This is a genomic window from Streptomyces spongiae (assembly GCF_009377185.1).
Lineage (GTDB): Bacteria > Actinomycetota > Actinomycetes > Streptomycetales > Streptomycetaceae > Streptomyces > Streptomyces spongiae.
In genome coordinates this window covers 1-3,365 of the sequence record NZ_VJZC01000828.1, presented here as the reverse complement: position 1 = coordinate 3,365, position 3,365 = coordinate 1, and the positions used below count along the sequence as shown (strand labels likewise).

General features: G+C 74.2%; 1 protein-coding gene. It reads right to left on the bottom strand.

The features are described 5' to 3' along the window. Positions 1–233: 233 nt before the first annotated feature. Positions 234–3,059, bottom strand: coding sequence for an ATP-binding protein (locus tag FNH08_RS47385; RefSeq protein ID WP_322726579.1), 2,826 nt, complete (start codon positions 3,057–3,059; stop codon positions 234–236). Between the last annotated feature and the right edge of the window lie 306 nt (positions 3,060–3,365).

Below are 3,365 nucleotides of genomic sequence, written 5' to 3'. Positions count from 1 at the left end.
ACATGCTGGGCCGCCCACCGGCCCCGCACCGGGCCGGCGGACCGGCTCGGTGTGCCCTGGCGAGCGGCACGCCCTCAAGCTAGGAGTGGCCGGGATCTACCCCCAATTGGGGAACCCCCTAGGGGAGTTGAGGAGGGAAAACCCTCGATGACCCCACGGGACCGGGAACGTACGCTGGCACCGGGGGCAGCTCGGTACGTTCGCCAGTACGGTGCCAGTACGTCTCGGGGAGGTCAGTTCGTACGGTGTCCCGCCGCCAGCCGCACGATGTCCACCCGCGACCGGATGCCCAGCTTCCGGTAGACCCGAGTGAGCGTCGCCTCGACCGTCTTGACGCTGATGAAGAGCCGCCCGGCGATCTCGCGGTTCGTCGCGCCCTCCATGACGAGCTCGGCGACCTGACGCTCCGTCGCGGCGAGGACGGCGAGCGCGTCCAGCGCGGCCGGAGCCGGTGCCGGCGCGGCGGGCGGCTGCGGCATGGGGGCGGCCGTCGCCTGCTCGGCCCGTTTCAGCCAGGGCAGGGCACGGCAGCGGCGGAAGAGCCGGGTCGCCTCGTCGTACGACGTCGGACCGGGCCGGGGCGTGCGCAGCCCCGCCAGGGCGTACGCGGCCCGCGCCTCCTCCAGGCCGTAACCCAGCTTGGCCAGCCGGTCCTGCACGGACGTCAACTGCCGTACGGCCGACTCCTGGTCGCCGCGGGCGGCGCGCACCAGTGCCTCGGAGCGGTCGAGCACGGCGAGCACGCTCTCGCGCCCCAGCCGCAGCGCGCGTTCCCGCGTGGCGACGATGAGGTCCTGTGCCTCGGCGTACTCGCCCACCCGTACCAGCGCCTCGGCCAGGTCGCCGTGCCAGCGCCCGCGCGCGGGGTCGGTGACCCCGAGGCTCTCCTCCAACTCCCGTACGCGCCGCAGGGACTGGACCGTGCCGGGCGCGTCACCGGCCACCAGCTGGGCGTACCCGAGGGAGCCCAGGGCGCGGGAGAGATACACCAGGTCGCCGTCCGCCTCGGCGTGCTCCGCCGCCTCCCGGGCCAGCGCGAGCGCGCGGTCTACGTCGCCGCCCGAGGCCTCCGCGAGCGCGGTGAGCATGGCGGAGGCGCCCTCGCCGATCCCGGTGTCCCGGGCCAGGCGCAGGCTCTCCCGGGCGAGGTCCAGCGCACGGCCGCAGTGGCCGGAGCGCAGTTCGGTCTCGGCGAGGAAGCGCAGGAAGTGCACCTCGCTCTCGACCATGCCGCGCCGGCGGGCCTCGCGCAGCAGCGCGGTGACCGTCTTGCGGGCCTCGGGGAGCTGGTCGCTCATGAGCAGCCAGCGGAACCGGGCCGAGCCGGCGCCGTTGTGGTGGCAGGCCACCTGGGGGTCCTGCGGTTCCTTCAGCGCGCGCTTGATGGTCGCGGGCGCGTCCGGGTGACCCATCAGGGTCTCGATATGGGCCTGGAAGGCCAGCGCGAGGAGCTCGGTGCGACGGTCGCCTGCCCGTTCGGCCAGCTGCGCCGCGTGGGCCGCCTCCTCGCGGCCCTCGGCGAAGTCGCCCTCCACGACCAGCGCGCGCCAGGCCAGCTGGTAGCGGACCAGGGCGAGGAGCCGTGGGTCGTCGCCCGCGTCGGCCAGTGCCTGCGGGTAGGCGGCGTCGACCTCGGAGATGGACTGGCCGGCCGCCTCGATCACCACGATCCACGCCTGCACCCGGTCGGCGGGCTCGGTGACCCGGCCCAGCACCTCGCGGGCGATGTCCCGGGCGAGGTCGTTCTCCCCGGCGGTCACCGCGTCCTCGGCCGCCTGCAACCGCCGCTCGTCCGGACCCGGCTCGGCGTCGGCCGGGGTGTGCCGGGCCGCGAGCAGCCCCAGCTCCGCGGCGACCGAGGGCGCGCCCCGGTCCCGGGCCACGGCGGCGGCCTCACCGAGTTTCCCGGCGACCGCGGGGTCCGTGCCGGTGGTGGCGAGGGCCAGGTGGCGGGCGCGCTCGATGGGGTCGGAGGCCGCGGTGGACAGGGCGGCGTGGGCGGCACGCCGCTCCTGGGCGCCCGCCTCGGCGTACAGCGCGGCGGACACGAGGGGGTGCGCGAACCGTACGCCCGGGCCCTCCCGCTCCGGGGCGAGCAGGCCGAGTGCGGCGGCCTGCGCGGTCTCCGCCTCGGCGTTGTCGCGCCCGGCGGAGTGCAGCAGTGCCAGCGTGGGCCGGGCCCCGGCGCTGGCGACGAGCAGGGTGCGGCGGGCCTCCACGGGGAGCATTTCCAGCCGGTTCAGCACCAGGGCGCGCAGCGAGGTCGGCACGGGCAGCGGCTCACCCGGGCGCGGTGGGGTCGGGCTCTCGTCGAGGGCGCGGCCGAGTTCCAGCGCGAACAGGGGGTTGCCGCCGCTGGTGCTGTGGATGTCCCGAACGGTCGAGCGGGGCAGACCGGTGTAGCCGCGGTGTCCGAGGAGCTCGGCCACCTGGGCCTTGGTGAGCGGGTTGACCCGTACGGCCAGGGTCTCGGGCGGCAACGCGCGTAGATGGCGGTCCTGCTCCTGGCTCTGCGGGTCCGTCGCGGTGCGCGCCGCGCAGAGCATGCGGACCGGCATGCCGCCGAGCCGGCGGGCGGCGAACCCGAGGAGTTCGGCGCTGGCCGAATCCAGCCACTGGAGGTCGTCGGCGACGATCAGGACGGGGCCCTTGGCGGCCAGTGCCCGCAGGACCGACAGCACGGCGAGTCGCAGGGCGAGGCCGTCGCGCTGGAGGGTGGACTCGCCGCGGCCGGTGAGCGCCGACTCCAGGGCGTCGCGCTGGGGGGCGGGCAGTCGGTCGGACACCTCGTCGATGACCAGGCCGAGGAGGTCGGCCAGTGCGAGGAACGGCAGATGGGATTCGGACTCGGTGGCCGAGCAGCGCAACACGGTTCGCGCGGATTCGGCATATTCTGCGGTCAATGTCCGCAGAATGGTCGATTTTCCGATTCCCGCGGGCCCGTGCACCAGCACACTCCCGCCGCGCGCGAGCTGCTCACGCGCGGCGATGAGTATCTCGTCCCGGCCCACGACCAGGTCGGGGCGCGGTCTGCCAGGCTCCTTGAAGTCCCGTCGCACGGTCCACCGCTCCCCTCTGTGTGTCGTGTCCGGGCCAATATTAGGCAACGATTCTTTGAATTTCGGACTCAGGACGTGGTGAGGGAAATAACAGCAGGGACACCAGAGGGGCAAGAGCAACCCAAGCAGAATGCAATTCACTGCCAGCGCCCCGCAAGGGGCGCGGCGAACCCCGCGACCAACCACAACGAACCGGCACCCACCCACTGCCCTGCCGGGGCAGACGCCCCATAGGGGCGCGGGGAACTGCGCGAGCAACCACAACGAACCGGCACCCACCCACTGCCCTGCCGGGGCAGACGCCCC